A 2,969-nucleotide genomic window follows, 5' to 3' on the forward strand; every position below is an offset into this window, starting at 1 on the left:
GAGCTCGACTACACCGTGCAGGCCCAGGTCGGCGGCAAGATCGCCCAGCTCGGCCAGCGCCTGATCGACGGCGCGGCCAAGTCCACGGCCGACGATTTCTTCAAGCGCTTCGAAGCCGAAATGCAAAGCCGCTACGGCCCGCCGCCTGCGGCCGCGCCCGAGAATGCGGAAGCGCAGGCCGAGAAGACCGGCGCGGTGGCCGGCTTCATGAAGAAGATCGGCCTTGGAAAGAAATCGGACAAGGACGCCGAGCCCGGCACGGGCGGCGATTCCTCCAGCGGCGGCTGAGACGGCCGTCAGGCTCCGGCTCCCACGAAAGAAGACGCGATGGAAAACCTCGACGTGATGGTGCTGCGCACGCTGCGCGACTGGCGGCGTGCCGGCAAGCGCGCGCTGCTGACCACGGTGGTGCGCACCTGGGGCTCGTCGCCGCGGCCCGTGGGCTCGATCATGGCGCTGGCCGAAGACGGCGCGGTGGTCGGGTCGGTCTCGGGCGGGTGCATCGAGGACGACCTGATCGCGCGCTATAGCCATGCCCACGGCCAGGCCGAGGAGGTGCCGCTGGGCGCGCCGCCCGCGCTGGTGAAGTACGGCATCACGGCCGACGAGGCGCACCGCTTCGGCCTGCCCTGCGGCGGCACGCTCGAGCTGCTGCTCGAGTACGCGCCTGACGCGGGGGCGCTCGACACGCTGGTGTCGCAGCTCGAGCAGGGCCGGCTGATGCGGCGCACCGTCGAGCTGGCCACGGGCGTGGTGCGGCTCGAGGAAGCGAAGGCGCCCGACGAACTCACGGTCAACGACACCGAGCTCGCCAACACCTTCGGCCCCGAGTACCGCATGCTGCTGATCGGCGCCGGCCAGCTCGCCGAGTACCTCGCGACCATGGCCAAGTTCAGCGGCTTCGCGGTCACCTTGTGCGATCCGCGCGCCGAGTACCGCACCGCCTGGTCGCTGCCGGGCGTGCAGATCACCACCGAGATGCCCGACGACGCGGTGCTGGCCTTCCGGCCCGACCGCCGCAGCTGCGTGGTGGCGCTCACGCACGACCCCAAGCTCGACGACCTCGCGCTGCTCGAGGCGCTGCAGAGCGACGCCTTCTATGTCGGCGCCATCGGTTCGCGCCGCAATGCCGATGCGCGGCGCGACCGCATGATCGAGCACTTCGACCAGACCACCGAATCGCTGGCGCGGCTGCGCGGGCCGATCGGCATCTACATCGGCAGCAAGACGCCGCCCGAGATCGCGGTCAGCGTGATGGCGGAGATCCTCGCGGTGAAGAACGCCGTGCCGCTGCCGCGCGAGATGGAAGTGGCGCGCGCCAAGGAACGGCTGCTGCCGGCCTGAGCCGCAGGGGTCTATTCGACGCCGAGCAGGTCGTAGATGCGCCGCACGTAGAGGCCGAACTCGGCGCTGGTCTTGATGTGCAGCGTGCGCGGCGCGGGCAGCTCGATCGGAAAGAAGTCGGCCATGCGCGCCGGCCCCGCGGTGAGCACCGCGCAGTGCGAGCCGAGGAACACCGCCTCCTGGATGCTGTGCGTGACCACAACGAAGGTGGTGCGGCTGCGCTCCCAGATCCGCAGCATCTCGAGGTTCATCTTCTCGCGCGTGAGCGCATCGAGCGCGCCAAAGGGCTCGTCCATCAGCACCAGCTTCGGTTCGTGGATCAGCGCGCGCGCGATCGCGGCGCGCTGCTGCATGCCGCCCGAGAGTTCGTAGGGCCGCTTGTCGGCGAAGCCCGCGAGGCCGACCATCTCGAGCAGTTCGTGCGCGCGTTGCGTCGCGGCCTTGCGGTCGAGGCCGAGGATGTCGGCCGGCAGCAGCACGTTCTCGAGGATGGTGCGCCACTTCAGCAGCAGCGGCTGCTGGAACACCATGCCCACGTCGCGGCCCGGCTCGAAGGCCTGGCCGCCGCCGATCTCCAGCGTGCCGCCGTCGTGGCCGTGCAGCCCGGCGAGGATCTTCAGCAGCGTCGACTTGCCGCAGCCCGAGGGGCCGACCAGCGACACCATGTCGCCCGCATGGATGTCCATCGTGACGTCGGAGACGGCGAGAAATTCCTGGTCGCGGCGGCGGTAGACCTTGCGCAGGCCGCGCATGCGGATCAGCGGCAGCTCTGCCTCAGTGCGGGTCTCCGCGCGAACGGCGGCCTCGGTCATGCGAGCCACCGTGCGAGGTTGTCGCGCACGAAGACATCGTCGGCGAGGTCGCCGTGCGCGGCGTACACGCGGTCGATCTCCGCCGACTGGCCCGCGCCCAGCCCCTCGGCCGGGTCGAGGCACCAGATGCCCTCGAGCAGGCCCTGGCGCCGCAGCACCTCGTGGCAGCCCGCGATGCAGCCGTGGAAATTGTTCGCCACGTCGAAGAAGGCGGCGTTGCAGTCGGTCACGCGAGCATCGAGCGCGAGCAGCTCGGGGCTCAGGTTGCCCTGGTCGGCCGCCAGCTCGGCCTGGATGCGCGCGAGCAGCTGCACCGCGCCCGCGGTCCAGACCGACCAGTGACCCAGCAGCCCGCCGCGAAAGCGCACCTGAACCGGCGCGCCGTCGCGCATGGCCGCGAAGGGCAGGGCGAGGTCGAGCACGATGTGGTCGTCGTTGCCGGTGTAGAGGAACACGCGCTCCTCGGCGCGCGCCTCGACCACGCCGCGCACCACGTCGATGGTGCGGTAGCGGTTGAAGGGCGCGACCTTGATCGCGAGCACGTTCGGGATCGAGGCGAAGCGGCGCCAGAAGCCGCTCGACAGCACCGGGCCGCCGACCACGGTCTGCAGGTAGAAGCCGATCAGCGGGATCTCTTGCGCGACCGCCTCGCAGTGGGCGATCAGCGCGTCTTCCGAGGCGCCGGCCAGCGCGGCCAGGCTCAGCAGGCCCGCGTGGTAGCCGAGCGAGACGGCGGTGCGGGCCTCGGCGCTCGCCTGCGCGGTCGGGCCGCAGAGGCCGGCGATCATCGCCATCGGCCGGTCGCTCCAGGCC

Annotated in this window: 4 protein-coding genes; 2 read left to right on the plus strand and 2 right to left on the minus strand. The window is 70.9% G+C overall.

From position 1 onward, the window contains the following. Together AC27VN_RS37625 and AC27VN_RS37630 are read left to right on the plus strand one after the other, a co-directional pair. Positions 1-288: SRPBCC family protein (locus tag AC27VN_RS37625; RefSeq protein ID WP_490879952.1), on the plus strand; the 288-nt coding region annotated here is incomplete at its 5' end. Between the two features lie 39 nt (positions 289-327). Then, positions 328-1,344 (plus strand): XdhC family protein, encoded by a 1,017-nt coding sequence (locus AC27VN_RS37630; RefSeq protein WP_395348299.1) that lies wholly within the window; start codon positions 328-330, stop codon positions 1,342-1,344. A gap of 11 nt (positions 1,345-1,355) precedes the next feature. Here the strand turns inward: AC27VN_RS37630 and AC27VN_RS37635 are convergent, their stop codons facing one another. Continuing rightward, entirely contained in the window at positions 1,356-2,156 is an 801-nt protein-coding gene (locus tag AC27VN_RS37635) for an ABC transporter ATP-binding protein (RefSeq protein ID WP_490879953.1), read from the minus strand. Beyond that, positions 2,153-2,969: dihydrodipicolinate synthase family protein (locus AC27VN_RS37640; protein WP_490879954.1), on the minus strand; the 817-nt coding region annotated here is incomplete at its 5' end. The genes AC27VN_RS37635 and AC27VN_RS37640, both read right to left, overlap by 4 nt.

The sequence above is a fragment of the Variovorax sp. 20P10.2.4 genome (assembly GCF_058244205.1).

What these genes read in the sequence shown, in the direction of transcription:
- AC27VN_RS37630 (WP_395348299.1), top strand. Translation starts at nt 328, where the DNA reads ATGGAAAACCTCGACGTGATGGTGCTGCGCACGCTGCGCGACTGGCGG.
- AC27VN_RS37635 (WP_490879953.1), bottom strand. Translation starts at nt 2,156, where the DNA reads ATGACCGAGGCCGCCGTTCGCGCGGAGACCCGCACTGAGGCAGAGCTG.